This is a genomic window from Aeromonas sp. FDAARGOS 1418 (genome assembly GCF_019048585.1).
GTDB lineage: Bacteria > Pseudomonadota > Gammaproteobacteria > Enterobacterales > Aeromonadaceae > Aeromonas > Aeromonas caviae.
In genome coordinates, this window is sequence record NZ_CP077387.1 from 1760564 (window position 1) to 1786424 (window position 25861).

A 25861-nucleotide genomic window follows, 5' to 3' on the forward strand; every position below is an offset into this window, starting at 1 on the left:
GCTGCCAGTCCCTTTTTGTGTTGCAGCTTGCGGGTATGATTATCACGGATGGCATGAATTATTCATGAACAGATTGAGTCGTCCGACAGGGGGGCACCCATGAGACACAGACGGCCGAGTCGCTCGGTGCGCAGGTTGCGCAACAAGCAAAGAGCAAGAACGAAAGATCAGACTCTGGTCTGGCCCTTTCTCGTACTGTGAGGCAGGTCTGCGGCGCAGAAGTGGATGACGCTGACGAGGCCAGGGTCCCGTCTTGTCGCCGGATGCGATGACGGGACGTATTAGCACTCGCGATGGCGGGGTTTCTTTTGTAAAATTCCCGTCCCCTTCCCGCTGCGGTTTTTATGTGTATGGCAGAGCAAGTGACGGCGAAAAAAGACGCCAAGACACAACAGCTGAAAGTACCTCCCCACTCTTTTGAGGCCGAACAGTCCGTACTGGGCGGCCTGATGCTGGACAACGAGGCCTGGGATCGGGTCGCCGAACGGGTGATCGACAAGGATTTCTACAGCCGCCCGCACCGCCTGATCTTCCAGGCCATGACCCGCCTCTCCAATGCGGGCAACCCCATCGACCTTATCACTCTGCAGGAGGAGCTCGAGCGCTCCGAGCAACTGGAAGAGGCCGGTGGCTTCGCCTATCTGGTGGAGATCGCCAAGAACACCCCGAGTGCCGCCAACATCAGTGCCTACGCCGAGATCGTGCGTGAGCGGGCGGTGGTGCGGGAGATGATCTCGGTCGCCAACGAGATAGTCGAAGCGGGCTACGAGCCCCAGGGGCGTACCTCCAACGATCTGCTGGACTTGGCCGAGAGCAAGGTGTTCCAGATCGCCGAGCAGCGCACAAGCGCCAACGAGGGCCCCCAGCCGCTCAAGCTCATCCTCGAGCAGACCGTCGACAAGATTGAAGAGCTGTTCAAGACCCCCCACAACGGGGTGACCGGCGTGTCGTCCGGCTACAACGATCTGGACAAGATGACCGCCGGCCTGCAGCGTTCGGATCTGGTCATCGTCGCCGCCCGTCCCTCTATGGGCAAGACCACCTTTGCCATGAACCTGTGCGAGCACGCGGCCCTCACCGCCGACAAGCCGGTGCTGATCTTCTCCCTCGAGATGCCCTCCGAGCAGATCATCATGCGTATGCTCGCCTCCGTGGGGCGCATCGACCAGACCAAGGTGCGGACCGGCCAGCTCGACGACGAGGATTGGGCGCGGCTCTCCTCCACCATGGGGCTGCTGCTGGAGAAGGGGAAGATGTACATCGACGACTCCTCCGGCCTCACCCCGACCGAAGTGCGCTCCCGTGCCCGCCGGGTGGCGCGGGACAACGGCGGCATCAGTATGATCATGGTGGACTACCTGCAGCTGATGCGGGTACCGGCGCTGTCTGACAACCGTACTCTGGAAATCGGTGAAATCTCCCGCTCCCTCAAGGCGCTGGCGAAAGAGCTGCAGTGCCCCGTGGTGGCGCTCTCCCAGCTGAACCGAAGCCTGGAACAGCGGGCCGACAAGCGCCCGGTCAACTCGGATCTGCGGGAATCCGGCTCCATCGAGCAGGATGCGGACTTGATCATGTTCATCTACCGCGACGAGGTCTATCACGACGACAGCCCCGACAAGGGGATCGCCGAGATCATCATCGGCAAGCAGCGTAACGGCCCCATAGGACGAGTGCGGCTCACCTTCCAGGGTCAGTTCTCGCGTTTTGACAACTACGCCGGCCCGGCGTTTGATGATGACTACTAAGTAAGCCGGGAGCCTGCTCCCGGCATCCATAAACAGTTTTCCCGGTTCGACAATTCTGCCGGTCCGGCCTTAGACGATGAGATTTGAGGGCTGACACCACCCGGTGCCTGATTATCATGCCCTCGTAAGGGAAAACAGATGAAAGCGGCTATCGCCCAGATCAATACAGCGGCCCTGCGCCACAACCTCGCTGTGGTCAAACGCCACGCCCCCCAATGCAAGATCATTGCCGTGGTCAAGGCCAATGCCTACGGCCACGGCCTGCTGCCGGTCGCCCGCACCCTGGTGGATGCGGACGCCTACGCGGTGGCCCGCATCGAAGAGGCGCTGATGCTGCGCTCCTGCGCCGTGGTCAAGCCCATCGTGCTGCTGGAGGGCTTCTTCAGCGCCGCCGACCTGCCGGTGCTGGCGGCCAACAACCTGCAGACCGCGGTGCACACCTGGGAGCAGCTCGAGGCGCTGGAGCAGGCGGAGCTGCCTGCTCCCGTGGTAGCATGGCTCAAGCTCGATACCGGCATGCACCGCCTCGGGGTACGGGCCGAGGAGATGCCCGTCTTTATCGAGCGCCTCGCCAAGTGCAAGAACGTGGTGCAACCGTTCAACGTCATGACCCACTTCAGCCGCTCCGATGAGCTGGAGCAGCCCACCACCCGCGAGCAGATCGACCTGTTCAGCCAGCTGACTACGCCGCTCAAGGGCGAGCGCGCCATGGCCAACTCGGCGGGCATCCTGGCCTGGCCGGATTCCCACTGCGATTGGATCCGCCCCGGTGTCATCCTCTATGGCGTCTCCCCCTTCCCCAATACGGTGGCGGCCGATTACGACCTGCAGCCGGTGATGACCCTCAAGACACAACTGATCGCGGTGCGGGATCACAAGGCGGGCGAGCCGGTGGGTTATGGCGCCAACTGGGTGTCGGATCGCGATACCCGGCTCGGTGTCATCGCCATCGGCTATGGTGACGGTTATCCGCGCATGGCCCCCAACGGCACGCCTGTGCTGGTCAACGGCCGCATCGTGCCGCTGGTGGGGCGCGTCTCCATGGACATGACCACAGTGGATCTCGGTCCCGACGCCACCGACAAGGCGGGCGACGAGGCGGTGCTCTGGGGGGAAGGGCTGCCGGTGGAGCGGGTGGCCGACCAGATCGGCACCATTCCCTATGAGCTCATCACCAAGCTCACCTCCCGCGTCTTTATGGAGTACGTGTAGGCGAGTCGCCCCTCATCCCCAACCCTTTTCCCGCGAGGGGAGAACAAAAAGGCCGCCCCGACAAGGGCGGCCTTTTTCATGGGCGTGTCCCAGAGACGAAAGAACAAGCCCCGCATTGGCGGGGCTTGAGTCTCCGTCACTATGCGGCGCTTAGCCTATGGTCATCAGGCTGGCGTTGCCACCGGCGGCGGCGGTGTTGACCGAGAGGGCGTGCTCGATGAGCAGGCGCTCCAGCGGGATGTCGGTCTCGCCGCGATGCAGGCCGTGCACACCGATGATGGCGCCGTTACGGGCTGCCTGGCGCGCGGCGGCGAGCTTGCTCACCTCCCGCAACTGATCCGAGTCGCCGTGGTGCAGCAGGGCATCGAAGTCCGTCTCCCCCGTGGCCCAGTCCGCCACCAGCGCGATGGGATCCCGCACCTCGGTTGGCAGGGAAGAGAGCAGGGCGCGTGTCTGGGCATCGTCCGGCAGCAGCACCTGGCTACCGACCGCCAGACAGGCGGCCAGCTGGGCCAGCAGGTCGGCCTTCTCCTGGGCAAGACAGAGCACCCGTTCCCGGGGCAGCAGGCTGTAGCTGTTGCGCTCGCCGGTGGGGCCGGTCAGCAACTGGGTACGGCCGCTCTGGGAGAGCGCGGCGTAGTGATCGCACAGGGCGGCGAGGGCAGGATCCTGCTTGCTCGCCCAGTCGCGCAGGGCCACGAGGGGGGCTTTCGCCTCGGCATGCAGGGCACCGGACTCCTGGTGCAGCTGGTTGGCCACCGCCTCCTGGGGACGGGCGCCGAGCAGGCGATACATGTAGAGCGGGCCACCGGCCTTGGGACCGGTGCCGGAAAGCCCTTCCCCACCGAAGGGTTGCACCCCGACCACGGCGCCCACGATGTTGCGGTTGACGTAGAGGTTGCCCACCTTGGCCACGTTCACCACCTGGGCGATGGTCTCGTCGATGCGGGTATGAACACCCAGGGTCAGGCCGTAGCCGCTGCCGTTGATCTGCTCGAGCAGCTCCCCGAGCCGGGTGCGCGGGTAGCGGACCAGGTGCAGCACAGGGCCGAACACTTCGCGTCCCAGTTCGTCCAGGCTGTCGAGCTCGATCAGGGTCGGCAGCACGAAGGTGCCGCGGCTGCAGGCATCCCCCTGGGTGCGGGCGATCTGGTGCACTTTGCGCCCCTTGTCGCCCATGGCCTTGATGTGGCGCTCGATGTTGGCCTTGGCCTCGGCGTCGATGACGGGGCCGATGTCGGTGGAGAGGTGCTCGGGGCTGCCGACCTTGTACTCGGCCATGGCGCCCTTGAGCATCCGGATCACCCGATCCGCCACGTCATCCTGCACGCACAACACTCGCAGGGCGGAGCAGCGCTGACCGGCGCTGTCGAACGCCGAGGAGATGACATCCATCACCACCTGTTCGGTCAAGGCGGAAGAGTCGACGATCATGGCGTTCTGGCCGCCGGTCTCGGCGATGAGGGGAATGGTGCGACCCTGGGCGTCGAGGCGACCGGCCAGGTTGCGGGAGATGATGCCCGCCACCTCGGTGGAGCCGGTGAACATGACGCCGCGCACCCGTTCGTCCGCGATGAGCGCCGCACCCACGGTCTCTCCACGGCCCGGCAGCAGTTGCACCGCACCGGCGGGAACCCCCGCTTCCAGCAGGATGCGCACCGCTTGTGCCGCGATGAGGGGGGTCTGCTCGGCAGGCTTGGCCAGCACCGTATTGCCGGCGGCCAGGGCCGCGCACACCTGGCCGCTGAAGATGGCCAGCGGGAAGTTCCAGGGGCTGATGCAGACCACGGGGCCGAGCGGTCGGTGGGTGTCGTTGGCGAAGTGGTTGCGCGCCTGGGCGGCGTAGTAGCGCAGGAAGTCCACCGCCTCGCGTACCTCGGCGATGGCGTTGGCGAAGGTCTTGCCGGATTCGCGAACCAGCAGGCCCATCAGGGGTTGTAGTTCGGATTCCATCAGATCGGCTGCCCTGTCCAGCACGGCGGCCCGCTCGGCTGGCGGGGTGGACTGCCAGATCTGGCCGCTCGTGAGGGAGCAGGCGAGCGCCTTGTCCACCAGCGCTACCGTGGCTTCGCTCACCTGACCGACGACATCGCGGTGATCCGCCGGGTTGAGCACGGGCTGGAACTGGGTCGGCGCCTCGGTGTCGCAACCCAGCATGGGCACGGCTTGATAGGCCGTGTTGGTGCTGGCGAGCAGGGCGGCGGAGAGTGACCCCAGGCGGTGCTCGTTCGCGAGATCCAGACCTGCGGAGTTCGGGCGCGCCTCGCCGTAGAGATCCCGGGGCAGGGGGATGCGCGGATGGGGCAGACCCAGGGTCCCTTCACGGGCGGCCATCTGCTCGATCTGCTGCACCGGATCCTGCACCAGATCCGAGAGGGAGATGTTGTTGTCCGCGATGCGGTTGACGAAGGAGGTGTTGGCCCCGTTCTCCAGCAGGCGGCGCACCAGGTAGGCGAGCAGGGTCTCGTGGCTGCCTACCGGTGCATAGATGCGGCAGGGGCGACCCAGCTTGCCGTCGGCCACCTTGCCGACCACCTGTTCGTACAGGGGTTCACCCATGCCGTGCAGGCACTGGAACTCGTACTGGCCCGGGTAGTAGTTCTGACCGGCGAGCTGGTAAATCGCCGACAACGAATGGGCGTTGTGGGTGGCGAACTGGGGATAGATGGCCTCGGGCACCGCCAGCAGCTTGCGGGCGCAGGCGAGGTAGGAGACGTCCGTGTAGGGCTTGCGGGTATAGACCGGGTAGCCTTCCAGCCCTTCCTGCTGGGCACGCTTGATCTCGCTGTCCCAGTAGGCGCCCTTCACCAGACGGATCATCAGGCGGTGACGGCTGCGCTTGGCGAGATCGATGACGTAGTCGATCACATAGGGGCAGCGCTTCTGGTAGGCCTGGATGACGAAACCGATGCCGTTCCAGTCGGCGAGGGACGGATCGAAGCAGAGCTTTTCCAGCAGATCGAGGGAGATCTCCAGGCGATCGGCCTCTTCGGCGTCGATGTTGATGCCGATGTCATACTGCCTGGCGAGCTGGGTCAGGCCCAGCAAGGTGGGGTAGAGCTCCTCCATGACGCGATCGTACTGGGCGCGGCTGTAGCGCGGATGCAGGGCGGAGAGTTTGATGGAGATACCCGGCCCCTCGTAGATGCCGCGACCGTGGGAGGCCTTGCCGATGGCGTGGATGGCCTGCTCGTAGGAGGCCAGATAGCGTTTGGCGTCCTCCTCGGTCAGGGCCGCTTCCCCTAGCATGTCGTAGGAGTAGCGGAACCCTTTGCTCTCCATGCCGCCTGCGTTCGCCAGCGCCTCGGCGATGGTCTCGCCGGTGACGAACTGTTCACCCATCAGGCGCATCGCCATGTCGACGCCCTTGCGGATGAGCGGCTCACCCCCCTTGCCGATGAGTCCCTTGAGGGAGCTGTTCATGCCCGCTTCGTTGTGGGTGGCCACCAGCTTGCCGGTGATGAGCAGACCCCAGGAGGCCGCATTGACGAACAATGAGGTGCTCTGGCCCAGGTGCTGGCTCCAGTTGCCGCCGCTTATCTTGTCGCGGATGAGGGCATCCCGGGTCGCCTTGTCGGGGATGCGCAGCAGCGCCTCCGCCAGGCACATCAGGGCCACCCCTTCCTGGGAGGAGAGGGAGAACTCCTGAAGCAGCCCCTGCACCAGGCCCTGACGGCCGCTGGCGCTCTTCTGGTTGCGCAGCTTCTCGGCGATGCCCATGGCCAGCTTCTGGGTCGCGTCAGCCTTCTCCTTGGGCAGACGGGCCTGCTCCAGCAGCATGGGGACGGCTTCGGTCTCGGGGCGGCGATAAGCCCCCGTGATGGCGGCCCGCAGCACGGACTGGGGCAGAATGCTCTCGGCAAACTCGAGGAAGACCTGGATGCCCTGCTCGGTCAGGGTCTCGACGGCCTCTTCCCCGGCGGCGGCAGCCAGCCCGGAGTGCTCGGGCGGGGTCAGACCGCGATCCAGTTGCTCCAGATAGGTGAAGATGGCTTGCTTGATCAGCCAGTGGGGAGTGCGATCCAGGGTCTGCGCAGCCTGTTTGAGGCGGTCGCGGGTCGCTTCATCGAGTTTGACGCCGAGGGTGGTAGTGGCCATGGGACTTCCTGTGTCTAGAAGGTAACAATATTACCGGACGGTTAAATTTCGCCGATGATGGTGCAACCAGGTGCAACCTTCAAGCAAGAAATTTTAATATATTGGTTACATTGTTGAATTCTTCCATGAATCCGGTCTCCATCAGGCTCCTTTCAAGCCCGCCGCTTGTCCGCTTTTCACAGCATTATTAATGGGTTGGCAATGCATCTTATGAATGCCTATATGAGGTGCAACCCACTGTGAATCGGGTTGCGCTTTTGCGTGTTCGACCGAGCCTGGGCTGTGAGCGCGGCTCCCCCGTGCGCAGAAGGGGGCGGAGCGCCACCTGACAGAGCCCCGTGCTCTTCTATGCTGTTAGCTGGCCACAGGGGCCAGCTATCGGTGACAAGGAGAAACCCATGGCGCGTGTCAGTACCTATCTCAATTTTGCCCGGGAGACGGAGGCGGCCTTCCTCTTCTATCGCGAAGTGTTCGGCGGTGACTTCAGCGGCCCCATCCACAGGTTCAAGGAGTCCCCGGGTTGCCCGGGCCAGCCCCCTTTGTCGGAGGAAGACGGGGAGCTGGTGATGCATGTGGCCCTGCCCATCCTTGGGGGTCACGTGCTGATGGGCACGGATGCTCCGGCCAGCATGGGGTTCACCCTGGTGCAGGGCAACAACAGCTACCTCAACCTGGAGCCGGACAGCCGGGGCGAGACCGATCGCCTGTTCGCAGCCCTGGCTGAGGGAGGCCAGGTGGAGATGCCGCTGGCGGAGATGTTTTGGGGTGACTATTTCGGATCCCTGGTGGACAAGTTCGGCACCCACTGGATGTTCAACTGCCAGAGCAAGACCTGACGGCAGATCTGCAATGAAAAGGGCGCCATGGCGCCCTTTTCATCTTTATTGCCCATCACAGTCCCTATTTGCTGCGCCTGCCACCTGCGCTGGTATGCCCCATGGGATTACCGTGCGCTGCCTTATGGCGTGCGACCCACCATGTCAGCGGGGATCACCCAGGCATCGAATTGCTCCGCGCTGAGGTGGCCCGAGGCAATGGCCGCCTCCCGCAGACTCAGTCCCTGATGGTGCGCCCGCTTGGCGATCTCGGCCGCCTTGTCATAGCCGATATGGGGGTTGAGGGCCGTCACCAGCATCAGGGAGCGGGAGAGCAGATCGTCGATCCTGGCCTGGTTCGGGGTGATGCCGACGGCGCAGTGGTCGTGGAAGCTCTGCATGCCATCCGCCAGCAGCCGCACGCTCTGCAGGACGTTGTAGGCGATCATCGGCCTGAACACGTTGAGCTCGAAGTTGCCGCTGGCACCGCCGATGTTGATGGCCACATCGTTGCCCATCACCTGGGCGCAGAGCATGGTGAGCGCCTCGCTCTGGGTCGGGTTGACCTTGCCGGGCATGATGGAGGATCCGGGCTCGTTCTCGGGGATGAGCAGCTCCCCCAGCCCGCTGCGGGGGCCGCTCGCCAGCCAGCGCACGTCGTTGGCGATCTTCATGAGGGAGGCTGCCAGCGTCTTGAGGGCACCGTGGGCGTGAACCTGGGCGTCACTCGCCGCCAGGGCCTCGAACTTGTTGGGGGCGCTGATGAGCGGCAGGCCGGTCTGCTCGGCCAGGGTTCTGGCCACCGCCTCGGCAAAGCCGGGAGGGCAGTTGAGGCCGGTGCCCACGGCGGTGCCGCCGAGCGCCAGCTCGCACAAATGGGCCAGGGCGGCCCGTAGATGGCGCTCCCCCTGTTCAAGCTGGGCGACCCAGCCGGAGATCTCCTGGCCCAGGGTGAGGGGAGTGGCATCCTGCAAATGGGTGCGGCCAATCTTGACGATGTGGTCGAAGGCGGCGGCCTTGCCTGTCAGGGTCTGCTTCAGGGCAGCGAGGGCCGGCAGCAACAGCTGCGTGATGGCGGTGACCGCCGCCAGGTTCATGGCGCTCGGGAAGACATCGTTGCTGGACTGGCTCTTGTTTACCTCGTCGTTGGGATGCACCAGCCGCGCTTCCCCCCGGGGGCCGCCGAGCAGTTCGCTGGCCCGGTTTGCCAGCACCTCGTTGAGGTTCATGTTGGTCTGGGTGCCGGAGCCGGTCTGCCACACCATCAGGGGAAACTCGGCGTCGTGCAGGCCGCGCAGGATTTCGTCGGCGGCGGCCATGATGGCCTGGGCCTTGCGGGCGGGGAGCAGCCCCAGGGCGTGGTTGACCCGGGCGCAGGCGGACTTGATGCGGGCCAGGGCATGGATGATCTCCATGGGCTGGCGCTCCCCCGAGATGTTGAAGTGATGCAGGGAGCGCTGGGTCTGGGCCCCCCAGAGCCTGTCCGCCGGGACGGCTATCTCCCCCAGGCTGTCCCGCTCCATCCTGATGTTCATCGCGTTTCTCCTGCCGTTGGGGTGGTGATCCCCAGCATGAACTCAAACGGCGGCCGGGGCCAGCTTGCACATAACATCGCTTTGCTTATAATAAGCAAAGCTTACTATATGGGTTGCATATCATGAACAAACAACCGGACACCCTTGGCTTTCTCATCGGCGACGTCCAGCGCCTGATGCGCCGCCAGTTCCAGCAGCAGCTGGAGGGAAGCTGCCTCACCCTGGCCCAGGCCAGGGCTCTGGTGCACATTGCACGCAGCGAAGGGATCCGCCAGGTGGATCTGGCGGAGCGACTCGACATCCAGCCCATCACCCTGGCCCGTCAGCTCGATCAGTTGGCGGAGAGCGGCCTGGTGGAGCGGCGCAGCGACCCCCATGACAGGCGGGCCTATCAGCTCCATCTGACCGAAGGGGCCGCCCCCTATCTGGCGATGATCAAACAGGCGTCCGATCTGGTGCATCAGAGGGCCATCGGCGAGCTGGGGGAGGAGGCGACCGAGGCGCTGTGCCGCTCCCTCAAGATCCTGCGTGCCAACCTCGGCCACCTCTGATGCTTTCCTGTGATGCCAACCAACGTGGAGCCATATCATGACCACTGATTCCCCCTCTTCCTCCCGTCCCGCCGCCAACCGGCGCCGCACCCGCCTGCTGTTGCTGGTGGTGGTGCCGGCACTGGCCCTGATCGGCGCGGGCGTTATCTACCTGCAGGGCGGGCGCTATGTGGAGACGGACAACGCCTATGTGAAGGCGGACAAGGTCCCCATCAGCACCGAGGTGCTGGGCCGGGTGGCCAAGGTGTTCGTCGAGGAAAACCAGCAGGTCCGGGCCGGCCAGCCGCTGTTCGAGCTGGAGCAGGAGTCCTTCCGGGTCGCCGTGGCCAAGGCCGAGGCGGAACTTGCGAAGGTGCGCACCGATCTGGTGGCGCTGCAGACCAGTTATCGCGGCCAGCAGGCGGAGATCGCCGTGGCCCGCACCCGCCATGCCTATGCCCTGAAGGAGGAGCATCGCCAGGCGGATCTGGTGACCAGGCACTTCACCTCCACCGCCAATTACGACGATGCCCGCCAGCTCACCATACAGACCGCCCAGCAGCAGGTAGCGCTGGAGGAGGGGCTCAAGAAGATTGAAGCCTCCCTCAGCGGGGACGTGAACCTGCCGGTGGAGCAGCAGCCCGCCTATCAGGAGGCCGCGGCCGAGTTGGCCAAGGCCAGGCTGGATCTGGCTCGCACCACCATCTATGCCCCCGCCAACGGCATCGCCAGCCAGTTGCCCAAGCCCGGCCAGTACAATCTGGTGGGCATGACCGCCATGATGCTGGTAGAGACCGACACCCCCTGGGTGGAGGCGAACTTCACCGAGACGGAGCTGACCCATGTGCAACCTGGCCAGAAGGTGGACATCAGTGTGGATACCTACCCCGATGCGCACTGGACCGGTGTGGTAGAGAGCCTTAGCCCGGCCACCGGCTCCGAGTTTTCGGTGATCCCGGCCCAGAACGCCACCGGCAACTGGGTCAAGATCGCCCAGCGGGTGGCAGTGCGGATCAAGCTGGATTCGGGAGCGGATCTGCCCACCCTGAGGGCGGGTCTGAGTGCCACCGCCGAGATAGACACCGGCCATCAGCGCACCCTGCCTGGCCTGTCAGGTCGAGGTTGATATGACGAGCGCAGCCACAGGGCAGGCAGACCAGGCTTCCCGTCGCACCTTCATCACCCTGTCGGTGATGGTGGCGACCATCATGCAGGCGCTGGACACCACCATCGCCAACGTCGCCCTCCCCCACATGCAGGGAGCCATGGGGGCGACCCAGGATCAGATCTCCTGGGTGCTCACCTCCTACATAGTGGCGGCCGCCATCTTCATGCCGCTGACCGGTTTCATCTCGGCAAGAATTGGCCGCAAAAGGCTGTTCATGTGGTCGGTGGCGGGCTTTACCGTTGCCTCCATGCTGTGCGGCGCGGCCCAGAGCCTGGATCAGATAGTGCTGTTCCGCCTGCTTCAGGGGATCTTCGGTGCCAGTCTGGTGCCCCTCTCACAGGCGGTGCTGCTGGACACCTATCCGCCAGAGAAGCACGGCTCCGCCATGGCGCTCTGGGGGATAGGGGTCATGGTGGGCCCCATTCTGGGGCCGTCGCTGGGGGGCTGGCTCACCGAGTACTACAACTGGCGCTGGGTCTTCTACATCAACCTGCCGTTCGGCCTGCTGGCCTGGTTCGGACTTGCCGCCTTCATCGAGGAGACGAAGATCGATGCCAGCCGCCGCTTCGATCTGCTGGGGTTCGCCCTGCTGAGTCTCGGCATCGGGGCGTTGCAGATGGCGCTGGACAGGGGAGAGTCCCAGAACTGGTTCGCCAGCCGGGAGATCGTCATCGAGACCGCCCTGATGGTGATGGCGTTCTACCTCTTCGTGGTGCATATCTTCACCCACCCGCACCCCTACATAGAACCGGCCCTGTTCCGGGATCGCAACTTCAGCGTCGGTCTGCTCTTCATCTTCATCGTCGGCATCATCTTGCTGGCGACCATGACGCTGCTGCCTCCCTTCATGCAGGGGCTGATGGGTTACCCGGTGATCGACGTGGGTTACCTGCTCGCCCCGCGCGGGGTGGGCACCATGGTTGCCATGATGCTGGTGGGCAGGCTGTCGGGCCGGGTGGACGCCCGTTACCTCATCCTGTCAGGGCTGCTGCTCACCAGCTTCTCCATGTGGGAGATGACCCTGTTCAACACGGACATCGGCAGCTGGGACATAGTGCGCACCGGCATCATCCAGGGGCTGGGGCTCGGCTTCATCTTCGTGCCCCTCTCCACCATCACCTTTGCGACCCTGGCGCCGCGCTATCGCAACGAGGGGACGGCGCTGTTCAGCCTGGTGCGCAACATCGGCAGCAGCATCGGCATCTCGGTGGTGATCACCTATCTGGCCCAGCGATCCCAGATGAACCACGAGGCGTTCGCCGCCTACATCACCCCGTTCAATGTCAACCTGCATCAGGGCGGGGGCATGGCGGAGCTGATGACGCCGAAGGGGCTGGCCATGATCAACGGCGAGGTGACCCGGCAGGCCAGCCTGCTCGCCTACCTGCAGGATTTTCGCCTGATGATGTGGGTCAGCCTGTGCGCCGTGCCGCTGGTGGTGTTGCTGAGGGCTCCCGGGCGCAGCGGCTCTCGGGAGGAGATGGCCATTCTGGAGTGAATCACGAAGGGGCGAGCAACAAAGAAAGAGGGATGGCGCAGGCCATCCCTCTGTCGTTTGGCAGGATCAGCGTGCCGGCGTGAAGGGGGTGAGCGCTGCCAGAGGCGCAGCGTCCCCGTATTCCCGGATGGGTTCGCCGTGCTTGAAGATCTTGAAGGTCTCGCCCCGGGCACTCCAGTACTCGATGTGATCGCTGCCGATCTGCAACAGGCTCGCCTCGCGCAGGGCCACCACGGATTCGCTCGGGTTGATGGCGCAGAACTCGGCCAGACGCTCGTACCGGGTCTCCCCCATGTGGCCGCTGATGCTGGCGTCCAGATAGTGAGGGTTGATCTGCACGGGGAAGAGCCCCAGCGCAGGCAGCACCACGGCGCTGCACACCGGCATGTCGTTGGTGGTGCGGATGCTGGGGGTGGCCACGTTGCAGCCGGCGCTCCAGCCCACATAGGGCACGCCCCGCTCGCGCACCGCACGCTGGATGGGGACCACCAGACCATACTCGTGCAGCCGCTGGTTCAGGAGCCAGGTATTGCCGCCGCTGATGAAGATGGCGTCGGCCCGGTTGATGGCATCCACCGGATCGTCGAAGTGATGGATGCTGATGGCGTCCACCCCCAGACTCTCGGTGAGCTCCCGGGCGCGGGCATCCCAGTCGCTGCGGATCACCGCGTAGGGGATGAGCAGGATGCGCTTGACCTGGTTGCGAGCGAGCAGGGTTTGCACCCGGTCGCGGGCCCAGCCGAGCAGGCCGGGGTGTTCTGTGGTTTTACCGTTGCTGAGCAGAAGCAGTTCCATGATGTGTCCTCGAAACAAGGCGCAGGACCCGGGCGATCCTGGTGAAGAGAAGAGGGCACTCTACCGCCATCGAAGCGCCAAATGTGTGATCCCGGCCCGTTTTGTACGGTTGCAGGCCACTCAGGGTTGTTCGTTCACCTGCGCGTAGCGCAGCAGCATCTCGGCGAGGGAGTTCACCGCCAGGCGTTTCATCAGGCTGGCGCGGCACACCTCGACGGTGCGCACCGAAATGCAGAGATCCCGCGCTATCTGCTGGTTCTTGTGGCCCCGGGCGATGAGCTGCAACAACTGGCGTTCGCGCGGGGTGAGGCGCTCAAAGGCGGCCAGTTGGGCGAGGCGGGTGGCCGCCGCCTGCGTCGCCTGCTCGGCCCGCTCGATGGCGGCGAGCAGGGGGGCCAGCTGCACCGGTTTTTGCAAGAAATCCACCGCCCCCAGCTTGAGGGATTCCACCGCCAGTGGGACCTCGCCGTGGCCGGTGAGAAACAGGATGGCGATGGGGCTCTGGGCCGCCTTCAGCCGCTGTTGTACCTCGGGGCCAGAGAGCCCCGGCATGCGGCAGTCGAGGATGAGGCAGGCGGGCTGGTGCAGGTCGACCTCTGCCAGGAAGCGCTCGCCATCGGTAAAGCTGAACAGCTGTCGCTCGTCGCAGCTCTCCAGCATGTAGCGCAGGGAGTCGAGCACGGCCTCGTCGTCGTCGACCAGATAGAGCGGGGGGCGGGAGGGGGACGTCATCTCAGTTCCTCGGTGTCGGCGGATGGGTGGGGGTGGCTGAGGCGGGATCCTCGGGTGGCGGCGCGGGCAGAATGACCCGGGCCAGACAGCCGTGGGGGCTCAGGTTCTCCAGGCTGAACTGGCCGCGATGGCTCTCGACCACCTCCCGGCAGATGGCCAGCCCCAACCCCATGCCGTCCGGCTTGTCGCTGTAAAACGCCTGCTGCAGTTCGGTCACGGGGATCCTCAGGCCGGCGCCGTTGTCGCGGATCTCCAGCAGCAGGTTCTGCGCCTCGAAGGCGATCAGCAGCTCGACCCGGGCAGGCGCCTGTGACGGTGTTTGCGTAGTGGGGTGAGCAGGGGAGTGAACAGCGGGGCGCGCACTCTTCGCTGCCCTCTTAGCTGCCCTCTGCGCCGCACTCTCGGCGCCATTCTTGATGAGGTTGACCAGCAACTGCTCCATCCCGGTGCCGTCCAGAGGTAACGGGCGCGGCTGGCCTCGCCAGTGCAGGGTGAAGGCGACGTCGAGGGGCGCCAGCATCTGCTCCAGCAGGGGGCGCAACTCCGCCACCAGGGTGGGCAGGTCGCAAGGCGCGAAGCGGGGAGGGCGCTTTTGCAGCCGGGCCCTGAGCCGGTTGACGGTCTGGGTGATGCGCTGGACCTGGAGCCCTATCTGCTCCAGGGCCTGACGCAGGGAGGCCTGGGCGGCAGACTGGGTCGGATCCTGTGCCAATTTGTCCAGTCGCAACAAGGCTCCCTGGCTGTAGTTGGCGATGGCGCTGAGGGGCTGATTGACCTCGTGAGCCACGTTGGCGCCCAGTTCGCCCAGTTCGGCGAGCCGTCTGGCCTGTGCCAGCTGGCGTCCCTTCTGCTCGAGCTGGTGGCGGGCTTTGAGCAGCCGGCGCTGGCTGCGGTTGAACAGGTACTGCAGCAGCAGGTGGTGGCCCCCCAGCAGCAGTACCAGCGCCAGAGCACCCCAGCCCCACTGCTGATGCTGGCGCAGCCAGTGCCAGGCCGCTTGCCACCAGGGGCCCTGCAGCGGGTGGCGATCCAGCGCCTTGAGCAGGCGGTCGATGGCAAGCTCGCTGGTGGGCACGGTCCAGCCCGCCGAATCGGCGGCGATGGCCGCCTCGCTATCAGAGGGCAGATCGTACAGCGCGCGGGTTACCGCCAGCGCCAGCGCGGGGGAGGCCCGCTCTGCCTTGGCGAAGGACCAGTTGGGGTAGAGCCGGGTCGAGCTCTGGCAACCAAAGCCGGCCGGCGCCCGATCGTCCAGCACCCGAAACGCTCCCCTGGCGATCTTGCCCTCCCGCTCCATGCGCTCCAGCTGACACACCGGTACGATGGCGGCGGCCACCTCCCCTGCCGCCAGCTGCTCGATGAGCCGGTCCAGCGGAAAGCCGGTGAACTGCACGGTGGAGAAGAAGCGCTCCAGCCGAACTCCCTGTTCGCCCGCCTCGAAACGATAGGCGAGGTAGCCGCCGAAGGCGTTCTCCGAGACGGCGGCTACCGATTGCCCCTCGAGATCACGCCAGTGTCGGTAGGGGGCCTGGGCAGGCACCACCAGGGCGGCGCCGATGGCGAGGTTGTCTCCCCCGGCCGGGCTCTTGAGGGTGGCGAGCCAAGCCAGCGGATACTGGCGCGCCAGACTCACCGACTGGCCCGGGTTGGTGATGACGAAATCGAGGTGCTCGCGGGCGACGGCCTCGGCCAGTTCATCGAGCCCCAGCGGATGCAGCACGAAGCGATGGCCGTGCACGCGCTGTGCCAGCCAGCGCAGCAGCGGTTGCCACTGGGCTCTGGCCAGGGCCGGGCCGCGGGTTGCCAGCACGCCGATGCGTATCGGCTCGGCCAAGGCCTGCACCGGCGTGGCCTGGGATGGTGCGGATTCCTGTCGGGCCGGCGCTGGCGAAGAGGGGGGCGGGGCGGCCTGCACCCGCAGCGGCAGTGCTGACAGGGCGAGCCAGAGCAGCAGGCTGAGCAGGGGCAAGGGGACTGGGGCGTGCAGGGGGATCTCCTCTCTATGCAAAGGGGCAGTCTATCACCGGGACGTGCGCTTGCACGCGAACGGGGGCCGGGAGGGGTGGCAAACGCCGCCCCGGTCACAGTTCAGCAGGGCTGGGGCATTTTTTATTGCGCTGGATCAACCCGGCTCCCGGTATGTGGAAAACCACAATAGAGGCGACTTCCTGCGTTGAGGACAATCGGCCCAACCCCTTTCAAGCCAGCTCAGCAGAAGGAAAGATGCCATGGAGCCCAGCAAGCGCCGATTGTTATCCGGGATCGCCGCCCTCACCGCAGGGGCGGCCCTGATCCCCGTCACCCAGGCTCAGGCGCAGTCCGTTCCCGCTCCCCGCAACGGGCGGGCGGCCATCAGCCGGGGGGACGGGCGCAAGCGTTACGGCATGCTGATCGACCTGCGCCGCTGCGTCGGCTGTCAGGCCTGCACCGTGGCCTGCACCATCGAAAACCAGCCCCCCCTCGGCCAGTTTCGCACCACGGTGAGCCAGTACGAGGTGAGCGACGTGGCCGCCCTCGAGGCTCCCGCCTCCCTCTTGATGCTGCCGAGGCTGTGCAACCACTGTGCCGAACCCGCCTGCCTCGATGTCTGCCCCACCGGCGCCACCTTCCAGCGCGATGACGGCATCGTCGTGGTCAACAACGACTGGTGCGTCGGCTGCGGCTACTGCGTGCAGGCCTGCCCCTATGACGCCCGCTTCATCAACCACGAGACCAACACCGCCGACAAGTGCACCTTCTGCGCCCATCGGCTGGAGGCGGGGCTCTTGCCCGCCTGCGTCGAGAGCTGTGTCGGCGAGGCGCGCATCATAGGCGATTTGAACGACCCCAAGAGCCGGATAAGCCGCTTGCTGCGCGAACACGAGCCGGCGCTCAAGGTGCTCAAGCCCGAGGCCAATACCCAGCCACGGGTCTTTTATCTCGGCATGGACGAGGCCTTCGTCAGCAAGGTCGACGGCAACCCGGCCCTGCGCACCCTGCTCACCGACGATGGCAAGGAGATAGCCCATGGTCATTAACGAACTGCTGGCCCCGGCTCATCCCATCACCTGGCTGCCCTGGGCGGTGCAATATTTCTTTCTCATCGGCCTCGCCTACGGGGCCCTCTGGCTCGGTGCCGCCGATCTGTGGCGCAAGGCGCCGGATCCACGGCTGCAGACCCTGGCGGCGGTGTTGATGGTGGCGGCCGGTCTGGTGGCTCCCATCGCCCTGACCGCGGATCTGCACCAGCCGGCCCGGGCCTGGCACTTCTATGCCCAGACGCGCGTTGGCTCCGTCATGTGGTATGGCGCCTATCTGCTGCCGCTGTTCAGCCTGCTCTCCATGCTGCTCGGCTGGCTGCTGCTAAGGCCAGCCCTGGCCCGGCGCGGTGCAGAAGGGGACAAGATAGCCCGCCTTGCCCGGCTGCTCTGTCTGGGAAGCTGGTCGGGGCACGTTTGGCTGCGGCCCCTCTCCCTGCTGGCGGCCCTGAGCGGGCTCAGCATCGCCCTCTACACCGGGCTCGAAACCATGGCGGTGGCGGCGCGCCCGCTCTGGCATACCCCCTGGTTGCCCTGGCTGCTGACCCTGAGCGCCGTGCTGGGGGCCCAGAGTGCCCTGCTGCTGCTCAACCGCTTGCTGGCGGGCTGGGGTGTCCAGACCGAGTCGACCCTGCTGCGCCAGAGCGGCTGGACCTTGAGCCTGCTGGTGCTCTCCCTGCTGGGCTGGGCCCTGTTTGGCGGCGCCTCGGCGGCAGAGGGCGCGGCCCTCTATCGGCTCGACCCGAGCTGGCGGCTGGCGGCCCACTGGCTGTTGCTGGCCCTGGGGCTGGCCGGCCTGCTGATGCTGCTGCGGCCAAGGATCTCTGCCCGCCTGGCACTCTGGGGGCTGGCGCTGCTGGGGCTGCACCTGGTGTGGGGCTTGCGCTGGCTGGTGCTGATCCAGGGGCAGCTCGTACCCAAGTACGGGGCCGGCGTCTATCTCTATGAAATCGCCTGGGGCCCGGCCGGTGTGCTCGGCATTCTCGGCACCTTCGGTCTGCTGCTGGCCCTGCTGGTGGCCCTCTCGGAGCTGGTGCGCCCCTCTGCTTCCCCCGCCATCAAGGCACCCACTCCTTTTGCACGCGAGGCACTCTGATGGATCACAGCAAACGCACGTTTCTCAAGGGCGCCGCCATCGCTGGCGGCACCGGGCTGTTCGTCGCCGGTTACAGCGACACCCTCAAGCAGGTGGCGACTGGTCTTGCCACCGGCAGCTCGGGTCAGCCGACCCGGGATCCCATCCATGGCAACTCGCTGGCCGTGGAGTACCGGGTTGACGAGCGGGGGGAACTGCACCCCAACCCGGCCCAGCGGGTTGCCAACACCATGTGCCTCGGCTGCTGGACCCTGTGCGGAGTGCGGGCCCGCATCGACAATGAGCGCGACCAGATAGTGCGGATCCTGGGCAACCCCTATCACCCCCTCTCCGCCCGGCACCACATTGACTTCAAGACCCCGGTCAAGCAGGCGCTGCTCGCCACCAGCGGCTACCAGGAAGGGGGGCTGGACGGGCGCTCCACCGCCTGCGCGCGGGGCAATGCCATGCTGGAGCAGCTCGACAGCCCGCAGCGAGTCACCCGCTGTCTCAAGCGGGTGGGGCCCCGTGGCAGCGGCCGCTGGCAGAGCATCCCCTTCGAGCAGCTGGTGGCCGAGGTGGTGGAGGGAGGGGATCTGTTTGGCGAGGGCCAGGTTGAGGGGCTGCGGGCCATTCGCAACCTCGCCGAGCCGCTCGACCCGGCCAACCCGGAGTACGGCCCCAGGGCCAACCAGCTGCTGGTGAGCAACGCCTCGGACGAGGGGCGGGATCACTTCATCAAGCGCTTCACCTTCAATAGCTTCGGTACCCGCAACTTCGCCAACCACGGTGCTTATTGCGGCCTGTCGTTCCGGGTCGGGGCCGGCGCCCTGCTGGACGATCTGGAGAAGAACGCCCACCTCAAGCCGGACTGGGACGAGAGTGACTTCCTGCTGTTCATGGGCACCTCGCCCCAGCAATCCGGCAACCCCTTCAAGCGCCAGTCCCGCCAGCTGGCGGCAAACCGGGCGCGACCGGGCAAGCCGTTCTCCTACGTGGTGGTGGCCCCCAGCCTGCCGAACACGGTGAACATGCCCTCCGCCCCCGCCAACCGCTGGCTGCCCATCCGCCCCGCCACCGACTCGGCGCTGGCCATGGCCATGCTGCGCTGGATCATCGACAACCAGCGTTTCGCCGAGTCCTTTCTGGCAGCCCCCCATGCCGCTGCCGCCGAGCGAGCCGGCTATCGCGGTTTTTGCAACGCCAGCCACCTGGTGCTCTGCGACGAGTCCCACCCGCGCTTCGGTCAGATGCTGCGGGCCAGCGATCTCGGTTTGCCCTTTGAGGGGGAAGCCTACGGGGAGGGGGACGCCATGCTGGTAGAGGAGGCGAGCAGCGGCGAGCCGAGACCCGCCGGCCAGTGTGAGCGGGCCAACCTCTGGGTGGATCGCACCATTCAGGGCCCCAAGGGGGAGTTCATGGTCAAGAGCAGCTTCCAGCTGCTGGCCGAGGCGTGCCGCGAGCACTCCCTCGCGCAATACAGCGCCGAGTGCGCCGTGCCGGTGGCCGATATCGAGGCGCTGGCGCGGGAGTTCACCAGCCACGGCACCCGCGCGGCAGTGGTCTCCCACGGTGGCACCATGAGCGCCAACGGCTTCTACTCGGCCTGGGCCATCATGATGCTCAACGTCATGGTAGGGAACTTGAACGCCCGGGGCGGCGCCGTGGCGAGCGGCGGCAAGTTCGATCCCTTCGGGGCGGGGCCGCGCTACGATCTGGCGAGTTTCCCCGGCATGGTCAAACCCGCCGGGGTCTTCCTGTCGCGCTCCAAGTTCCCCTACGAGAAGACCTCTGAGTATCGGCGCAAGCGTGAGGCGGGTCAGAACCCCTATCCGGCGCAAGAGCCCTGGTTCCCCATCTCCGGCCCCTTGCTCGGCGAGCACCTGACCGCAGCGGTGAATGGTTACCCCTACCGGCTCAAGGCCTGGATCAATCATATGGGCAACCCCCTCTACGGCCAGGCCGGGCTCGCCAAGGCTATAGGCGAGCAGTTGAAAGACCCGAGCGTGCTGCCGCTCTTTATCAGCATCGACAGCTTCATCAACGAGTCGTCGGCGCTGTCGGACTACCTAGTGCCGGATACCCTGACCTACGAGTCCTGGGGCTGGGCCACCGCCTGGCACGGGGTGCTGACCAAGGTCTCCACAGGCCGCTGGCCCATCGTGGAGCCCCGTGTCGCCAAGACTGCCGAGGGAGATCCGGTCTGCATGGAGTCCTTTTTTATCGCGGTGGCCAAACGGCTGGGGCTGCCGGGCTTTGGCGAGGGGGCGCTCAAAGGGGCGGACGGCAAGTTGCATGCCCTGCATAAGGCGGCGGACTTCTCCCTCTACGGGGCGGCCAACGTCGCCTATCTCGGCGAGCCGGTGCCTCCTATCGGGCCTGAGGATCTCGCCTGGTCCGGGGTGGAACGGATCCTGCCGGTGCTGAATGCCACCCTGAGTGCGGAAGAGGCGGGCCGCGCCGCCTATCTCTTCGCCCGTGGCGGGCGCTTCGAGCCGGCGGCCAAGGGGCGCGACGAAGCGGGTCAGCCAAGCAAGCGCTGGCCCAAGCCGCTGATGGTGTGGAACCCCGAGGTGGGCAGCCGCCGCCACAGCCAGAGCGGCCGGTTCTTGAGCGGCACCCCGCGCTTTTTCCGCCCCCAGCTGGCTGACGGCACGCCGCTCAATGAGGCGTTCAAGCCGGCCCAGTGGCCTCTGCTGCTCACCAGTTACAAATCTCACACCATGAGCTCCATGAGTATCGGCTCGGATCGTCTACGCCAGGTGAATCCCAGCAACCGGGTGCGGCTCAATGCGCAGACGGCGGCGCAGCTGGGCATCGAGAGCGGGGACAGGGTGCGGGTCAGCACCCCGGATGGCAGCGTGATCGGGGTGGCCGAGTGCGTGGCCGGGGTGCAGGCCGATGCCATCGCCATCGAACACGGCTTCGGCCACAAGGAGCTGGGGGCGCGGGAACACTGGATAGACGGCCAGAAAGTGGTTGCCAATCCGCTGCGCGGAGCCGGGGTCAATCTGAATGACTTGGCGGTGCTGGATCCCAGCCGCCATGGCCGCTACCCCCTGGTGGACTGGGCCATCGGCTCGTCGGCCCGCCAGGGGCTGCCGGCCCGGGTGGAGAAGCTGGTATGACAAACCAATGAAAACGGGGCCTGCGGGCCCCGTTGCTTGTCTGCTCTGCGTCACTGTCACAGTGTGACGTCGACCCACACCAGGCGGTGATCCGAGCTGACGCCCTTGGCGATGCCGAGCTTGGCGTCGTACACCAGGTGGTAACCCGGCTCGAAGCTGGCCGGCCAGAACACGCCGGAGGCGACCGCGTTCAGGTTGGCGGAGGGCAGCACGTGGTCGAGCTGCAGGCCGCTGCTGCTGGTGATGCGCTCCGGGGTGGGGTGGTTGTTGTTGTGTTTGCACAGATCCGGCTGGCTGGCGAGGCACTCGGGACCGCCCTGGCTGACCGGGATCAGGGCGCCGTTGGTGACGGCTTGATTGACCAGCGCATGGTTGTGCAGATCCTGAATGGCGGTGAGATCCCCATCGCCAATCTGGGGGTCGGCGTTGAGATCGCCGGCGATGACGAACTTGGCGCCCTCGGGCAGGCCACCGACCTTGCCGGCGTCATCCACCATGTAGCTGGCGGTCTCCACGTAATCCTGCCAGAAGGCGACTTCGGCCCGGTTGTGCTTGACGTTGTGGCGCGCCGCGTTGCCGAAGATGGGCGGAGTCGGGTGGGAGATAAGGAAGTGGATCACCTCCTCCTTGTCTCCCTGCCTGATGCGCACCGGCACGTCGGCGTGGTTCTTGGACGAGAGCGGGAAGGACTGCCAGGCGGCGTCGTCATACCAGGCATCGCCGCATTGGCGGCCGGCCGGGATCGGCGCCTTGGCATTGTTGCAGTCGTCGATGACGGGGTTCGCTTCGCCCGGCATCTCCTTCCACTTGAATGTCTGGAAGGTGCGGATCTGCTTGGTATCGATGGGGTACTGGGACATCACGGCGAAGGCGTACTGGCCGTGGTAGTTGCCAAAGCCCCAGGCGTCGTCCGGCCCGTTGTTGACCTTGCCGTCCAGGTTGAGGTCATGGCCGCTCATCAGGCCGGTGTTGGTGGCGAAGTTCTGCAGCACCGGGTAGCTGGTGGCCTTCACCTCGTCGTGCTGGGCGTGGGCCAGGTAGTTATCGTTGAAGGCGTTGAGGTCCGTGGTGTCGCCGCCCTTGCCGTCATTGTCGAATTCGCTCAGCAGCAACACGTCCGGCCGGGTGCGCTGGATGATTTCGGCGATGTTGCGGATCTGCTGCACGTCGAGGGCCTTGGTCTTCTCGGCGCCGCTCAAGGTGCCGTCGGTGAGGCGCGCCAGCAGGGCGTCCTGCTCGGTGCGGCTCAGGGCGAGCTCTTCCCCCAGCATGCCGGGTGCAGTGCGATCGAAGGCGAGATTGAAGGTGGCAAAGCGAACCATGGCGGGCCTCGGCGTCAGTGTGGCCGGGACAGCCTGCCATCTTTGGCAGGAAAATGGCAGCACCCTGCCGGACTTTATGGGAAAGGTGACCGGGTTTCCCCCGTGACGAGCAAGCGCTCCGCTCAGGCCCAGCGGGAGAGAGGGGAGGGAATGGCGTAGGCGTAGCCCTGCTGGTAGTCGCAGCCCAGCCGGTTCGCCACCTCGATATGGGCCTGGGTCTCCACCCCCTCGCAGACCACGGCCATGCCGAGTCGTTGCAGGTATTTCACCAGACCCGTCAGCATGTTGAGGGCGTGGGTGCTGCGCGCAGCCTGAAGCAGCAGGGAACGATCCAGCTTCACGATCTCGTAGGGGAGCATCATCAGGCGCTGGAAATTGCACGCCAGGGAGCCGAAGTCGTCACAGGCGATGTGGGCGCCATGGGCCCGCAACACCTCGATCATCTCCCTGTGCTGGTGTTTGATCCTGACGTGCTCCAGCACCTCGAACCAGATGTCGATCCCCAGCTTGCGGGCCTGGAGCAGCACCAGCAACAGCAGATTGCGGTAGGTGGGGCTGGAGAGCGCCGGATTGAGGTTGATGGAGAGCGCATAGGGGCCTTTTTGGGCGAGCACGGGCAGATCGCGCATGATGGCCCTGAGCATGACGATATCGAGGTGCAGAGCGTCATCTTCGCCGAGGGCGGCAAAATCGATGCCCTGATAACCCTGGCTATCGGCATCCCAGCGCCTGGCCAGCACCTCATACCCCTTGACTTGACGATCCTGGCCGATGATGGGCTGATAAAAGGGGACGACGATATCCGCCATGCTGACCATGGCACTCACGGGATACTCTTCTTTGAACGCAAACATGGCCTTCACCTGACGGGAACATGGTTACGCATCATACAGGGAGGGTCTAAAGGGAGGCTGTAGGAAGAGTCTGATAATGAGCCCTGTTTGGGTGTGGGCAGGATGAGAGGGGGGTCAGGGAAGAGCATGGCCCTGTGCAGGTTCGGCGCCAGCCAGGGGGGCTGCGTGCATGGCCTGGGCAAGCCAGGACCAGTCGAGCATGGGGGAACCCGCCTTAAAGCGCTGATAGGCGCATCCCTGACGGATGGTCAGGAAGAGGGTGCTCGGCAGGCCGAGGCGGTTGAGGTAGCGCACCATCACGTCTCCCTGGTAATCCCGCAGCCGCAGTTGCAGCTCGGGCAGTGTCAGCCCGTGCTCGCGACCCGTTTCATCCCAGATTTCAAACATCTGTGTGCACTCCTTGCGACATGAGGCTCCACTGTTTCTAAAAAGTGCGGGGAGGGCAATTGTCAGATCTGACAGCGCCATATGGATTCTATCCAGAAAAGCGAAAACCCGGCGCGAGGCCGGGTTGTCTGAAGGATGGTGGAGGGAGAAGGATTCGAACCTTCGAAGGCAGAGCCGTCAGATTTACAGTCTGATCCCTTTGGCCGCTCGGGAACCCCTCCACAGGGGCATTGCATATTGTGTTCAGGAAGATGGTGGAGGGAGAAGGATTCGAACCTTCGAAGGCAGAGCCGTCAGATTTACAGTCTGATCCCTTTGGCCGCTCGGGAACCCCTCCACGGGGTATTTTCCTGATTTTACTTACTTGACGCACTTGAATGGTGGAGGGAGAAGGATTCGAACCTTCGAAGGCAGAGCCGTCAGATTTACAGTCTGATCCCTTTGGCCGCTCGGGAACCCCTCCCCAAGTGCGAGGCCGCATACTACCAGATCCGGCAAGGTTGTGAACCCCTTGGCCGCATTCTGACGACAAAAAAGTGTCAAGTGGTCATTTTTTGATATGTTTCGCTCAAAATTCACACTTTTCAATGACTTTTATGTCGCTGCCGAAACGGCGAGGGGGCGTAGGGGGCTGGCAGCCAGGAGCCCCGGGGCTCCTGGCGGATCATGGGGAGCGGGCGCTCGCTCAGGCGTCGGCGGGGCGGGCCTGCTGGCAACCCTGCACCGCATGGGCGATGAGTTCGAGGGCGCTCTGCTCGCAGGGGGGCAGCACCTCGTCGCAACTCGCGATCGGGGTGACGCGGTCTCCCCACTTGATGAGGGCGGCGCCCCAGGTCAGCCCGGCCCCGAAGGCGGCGGTCAGCAGGTAGCTGTTCGGCTTGACCCGACCCTGCTCCAGCGCCTCGCACAGGGCGATGGGCACAGTGGCGGCGGAGGTGTTGCCGTACTGCTCTATATTGACCATCACCTTATCCATGGGGGCATTCATCCGCTTGGCCAGGGTCTCGATGATGCGCACGTTCGCCTGGTGCGGCACGATGAGGTCGACCTGCTCGGGGGCGATGCCCGCCTGGGTCAGTACGGTGCCGGTGGCTTCGCCCATGCCGCGCACGGCGCGCTTGAAGATCTCCTGCCCCTCGAAGTTGAAGGTGAAGAGGCCGTCAATGTCGGCGAAACGCACCCTATCCGTACCGAAGTTCGGCACGTGCAGTATCTCCCGCGCTTCGCTGTCACAGCCGAGCTTGCTGGCAATCAGGCCGCTCTCCTGCTCGCTCGCCTCGATGATGACGGCGCCGGCGCCATCCCCGAACAGCACGGCGGTGTCGCGCTTGGCCCAGTCCAGCAACTGGGTCAGCCGCTCGGCACCGATCACCAGCACCCTTTGCATCATGCCGGTCTGCACCAGGGAGGTGGCGACCGAGAGGGCATAGACGAAGCCGGTGCAGGCGGCGTTGAGGTCGAACACCGCCGCCTTGTGGGCGCCGAGGGCCTGCTGCACGGCGGAGGCACCATTGGGGACCAGCGTGCCCGGGGTGGCGGTCGCGAGGATGATGCCATCGAGGGCGGCGGCGTCCAGGCCTGCGCACGCCAGGGCGCGACGGGCGGCCAGGGTGGCGAGCGCCTGGGTGCTGACATGGGAGACCCGGCGGGCCTTGATGCCGGTGCGCGGGTAGATCCACTCGTCCGAGGTATCCATGATGGTGCCGAGGTCATCGTTGGTCAGCGAGGCGGGGGGCAGGCATTTTCCCCACCCGGTGATAGTGGCGTATGTCATCTTGTCGTCGCTTGTCGTGATGGCCGCTCTGGGGCGGAAAGTGGCGAAATTATGCCGCACGGGGCGTTCACTGTCATCCTGCGGCCCCTCCAGTGTAAGGGGAGTGGGAGGAGCAAGACCGTGATTTTGCTTAAATTTCCGCTTCTCCTTGCCGTAAGATGAAGGCCCGATCCCGG

Annotated in this window: 17 protein-coding genes, 3 tRNA genes and 1 pseudogene; 9 read left to right on the forward strand and 12 right to left on the reverse strand. The window is 65.4% G+C overall.

Translation table 11 applies throughout. The annotated features are described in order from the left end of the window. Window positions 1–350 precede the first annotated feature (350 nt). Both dnaB and alr read left to right on the forward strand, forming a co-directional pair. Complete coding sequence (gene dnaB, locus I6L48_RS08480; RefSeq protein ID WP_039040054.1) at window positions 351–1745, forward strand: replicative DNA helicase; 1395 nt, start codon at window positions 351–353, stop codon at window positions 1743–1745. Window positions 1746–1883: 138 nt separating this feature from the next. Beyond that, on the forward strand, window positions 1884–2957 hold the full coding sequence (gene alr, locus I6L48_RS08485) for an alanine racemase (RefSeq protein WP_216987945.1): 1074 nt from the start codon (window positions 1884–1886) through the stop codon (window positions 2955–2957). Between the two features lie 150 nt (window positions 2958–3107). Here alr and putA read toward each other — a convergent pair whose 3' ends face one another. Next, window positions 3108–7055 carry a trifunctional transcriptional regulator/proline dehydrogenase/L-glutamate gamma-semialdehyde dehydrogenase gene (gene putA / locus I6L48_RS08490; protein ID WP_183149473.1) on the reverse strand — a complete coding sequence of 1316 codons (3948 nt, stop codon included), beginning with the start codon at window positions 7053–7055 and terminating at the stop codon, window positions 3108–3110. A gap of 398 nt (window positions 7056–7453) precedes the next feature. On the opposite strand from putA, the gene I6L48_RS08495 reads away from it, so the two are divergent. Beyond that, window positions 7454–7891: a VOC family protein gene (locus I6L48_RS08495; protein WP_010673262.1), complete on the forward strand. Its 438-nt coding sequence runs from the start codon at window positions 7454–7456 to the stop codon at window positions 7889–7891. A 122-nt stretch (window positions 7892–8013) separates the two neighbouring features. Here the strand turns inward: I6L48_RS08495 and fumC are convergent, their stop codons facing one another. Beyond that, window positions 8014–9405, reverse strand: a complete 1392-nt coding sequence (gene fumC, locus I6L48_RS08500; protein ID WP_216987946.1) for a class II fumarate hydratase — start codon at window positions 9403–9405, stop codon at window positions 8014–8016. A 122-nt stretch (window positions 9406–9527) separates the two neighbouring features. Between fumC and I6L48_RS08505 the strand changes: the two genes are divergently transcribed. The 3 genes from I6L48_RS08505 to I6L48_RS08515 are packed head-to-tail and all read left to right on the forward strand — an operon-like array spanning window position 9528 to window position 12601. Then, entirely contained in the window at window positions 9528–9956 is a 429-nt protein-coding gene (locus tag I6L48_RS08505; protein ID WP_045523708.1) for a MarR family winged helix-turn-helix transcriptional regulator, read from the forward strand. A gap of 37 nt (window positions 9957–9993) precedes the next feature. Next, the gene (locus tag I6L48_RS08510) at window positions 9994–11061 is read left to right on the forward strand and encodes an HlyD family secretion protein (RefSeq protein ID WP_216987947.1); all 1068 of its coding nucleotides are present in this window, start codon (window positions 9994–9996) and stop codon (window positions 11059–11061) included. 1 nt (window position 11062) lies between these two features. Continuing rightward, window positions 11063–12601: a DHA2 family efflux MFS transporter permease subunit gene (locus I6L48_RS08515; protein ID WP_103858720.1), complete on the forward strand. Its 1539-nt coding sequence runs from the start codon at window positions 11063–11065 to the stop codon at window positions 12599–12601. Window positions 12602–12667: 66 nt separating this feature from the next. On the opposite strand, the gene pepE is transcribed toward I6L48_RS08515, so the two are convergent. The 3 genes from pepE to I6L48_RS08530 all read right to left on the reverse strand — a co-directional run bounded on the left by pepE (window position 12668) and on the right by I6L48_RS08530 (window position 16097). Further along, on the reverse strand, window positions 12668–13396 hold the full coding sequence (gene pepE / locus I6L48_RS08520) for a dipeptidase PepE (protein WP_216987948.1): 729 nt from the start codon (window positions 13394–13396) through the stop codon (window positions 12668–12670). 120 nt (window positions 13397–13516) lie between these two features. Beyond that, on the reverse strand, window positions 13517–14128 hold the full coding sequence (locus I6L48_RS08525) for a response regulator transcription factor (protein ID WP_216987949.1): 612 nt from the start codon (window positions 14126–14128) through the stop codon (window positions 13517–13519). 1 nt (window position 14129) lies between these two features. Further along, window positions 14130–16097 carry a PhnD/SsuA/transferrin family substrate-binding protein gene (locus tag I6L48_RS08530; RefSeq protein WP_216988064.1) on the reverse strand — a complete coding sequence of 656 codons (1968 nt, stop codon included), beginning with the start codon at window positions 16095–16097 and terminating at the stop codon, window positions 14130–14132. 259 nt (window positions 16098–16356) lie between these two features. On the opposite strand from I6L48_RS08530, the gene dsrO reads away from it, so the two are divergent. From dsrO to I6L48_RS08545, 3 genes are read left to right on the forward strand one after another with little or no spacing between them, the layout of a single operon-like run. Beyond that, entirely contained in the window at window positions 16357–17145 is a 789-nt protein-coding gene (gene dsrO, locus I6L48_RS08535; RefSeq protein ID WP_216987950.1) for a sulfate reduction electron transfer complex DsrMKJOP subunit DsrO, read from the forward strand. Beyond that, window positions 17135–18241 carry an NrfD/PsrC family molybdoenzyme membrane anchor subunit gene (gene nrfD / locus I6L48_RS08540; protein WP_216987951.1) on the forward strand — a complete coding sequence of 369 codons (1107 nt, stop codon included), beginning with the start codon at window positions 17135–17137 and terminating at the stop codon, window positions 18239–18241. The genes dsrO and nrfD overlap by 11 nt, the downstream gene beginning before the upstream one ends. Then, complete coding sequence (locus I6L48_RS08545) at window positions 18241–21348, forward strand: tetrathionate reductase subunit A (protein ID WP_216987952.1); 3108 nt, start codon at window positions 18241–18243, stop codon at window positions 21346–21348. The genes nrfD and I6L48_RS08545 overlap by 1 nt, the downstream gene beginning before the upstream one ends. Before the next feature lie 56 nt (window positions 21349–21404). Here the strand turns inward: I6L48_RS08545 and I6L48_RS08550 are convergent. The 7 genes and pseudogenes from I6L48_RS08550 to I6L48_RS08580 form a co-directional block, all read right to left on the reverse strand. Further along, window positions 21405–22710 (reverse strand): annotated as a pseudogene (locus tag I6L48_RS08550) (endonuclease/exonuclease/phosphatase family protein). Between the two features lie 82 nt (window positions 22711–22792). Beyond that, complete coding sequence (locus tag I6L48_RS08555) at window positions 22793–23524, reverse strand: EAL domain-containing protein (RefSeq protein WP_201901520.1); 732 nt, start codon at window positions 23522–23524, stop codon at window positions 22793–22795. Between the two features lie 114 nt (window positions 23525–23638). Beyond that, a complete protein-coding gene (locus I6L48_RS08560; RefSeq protein WP_042017737.1) occupies window positions 23639–23911 on the reverse strand; it encodes a hypothetical protein in 273 nt (90 codons plus the stop codon). A gap of 136 nt (window positions 23912–24047) precedes the next feature. Beyond that, window positions 24048–24132, reverse strand: a tRNA-Tyr gene (locus I6L48_RS08565). Window positions 24133–24163: 31 nt separating this feature from the next. Next, a tRNA-Tyr gene (locus tag I6L48_RS08570) sits at window positions 24164–24248 on the reverse strand. A 41-nt stretch (window positions 24249–24289) separates the two neighbouring features. Beyond that, window positions 24290–24374, reverse strand: a tRNA-Tyr gene (locus I6L48_RS08575). Window positions 24375–24596: 222 nt separating this feature from the next. Beyond that, window positions 24597–25685: a ketoacyl-ACP synthase III gene (locus I6L48_RS08580; protein ID WP_216987954.1), complete on the reverse strand. Its 1089-nt coding sequence runs from the start codon at window positions 25683–25685 to the stop codon at window positions 24597–24599. Window positions 25686–25861 lie beyond the last annotated feature (176 nt).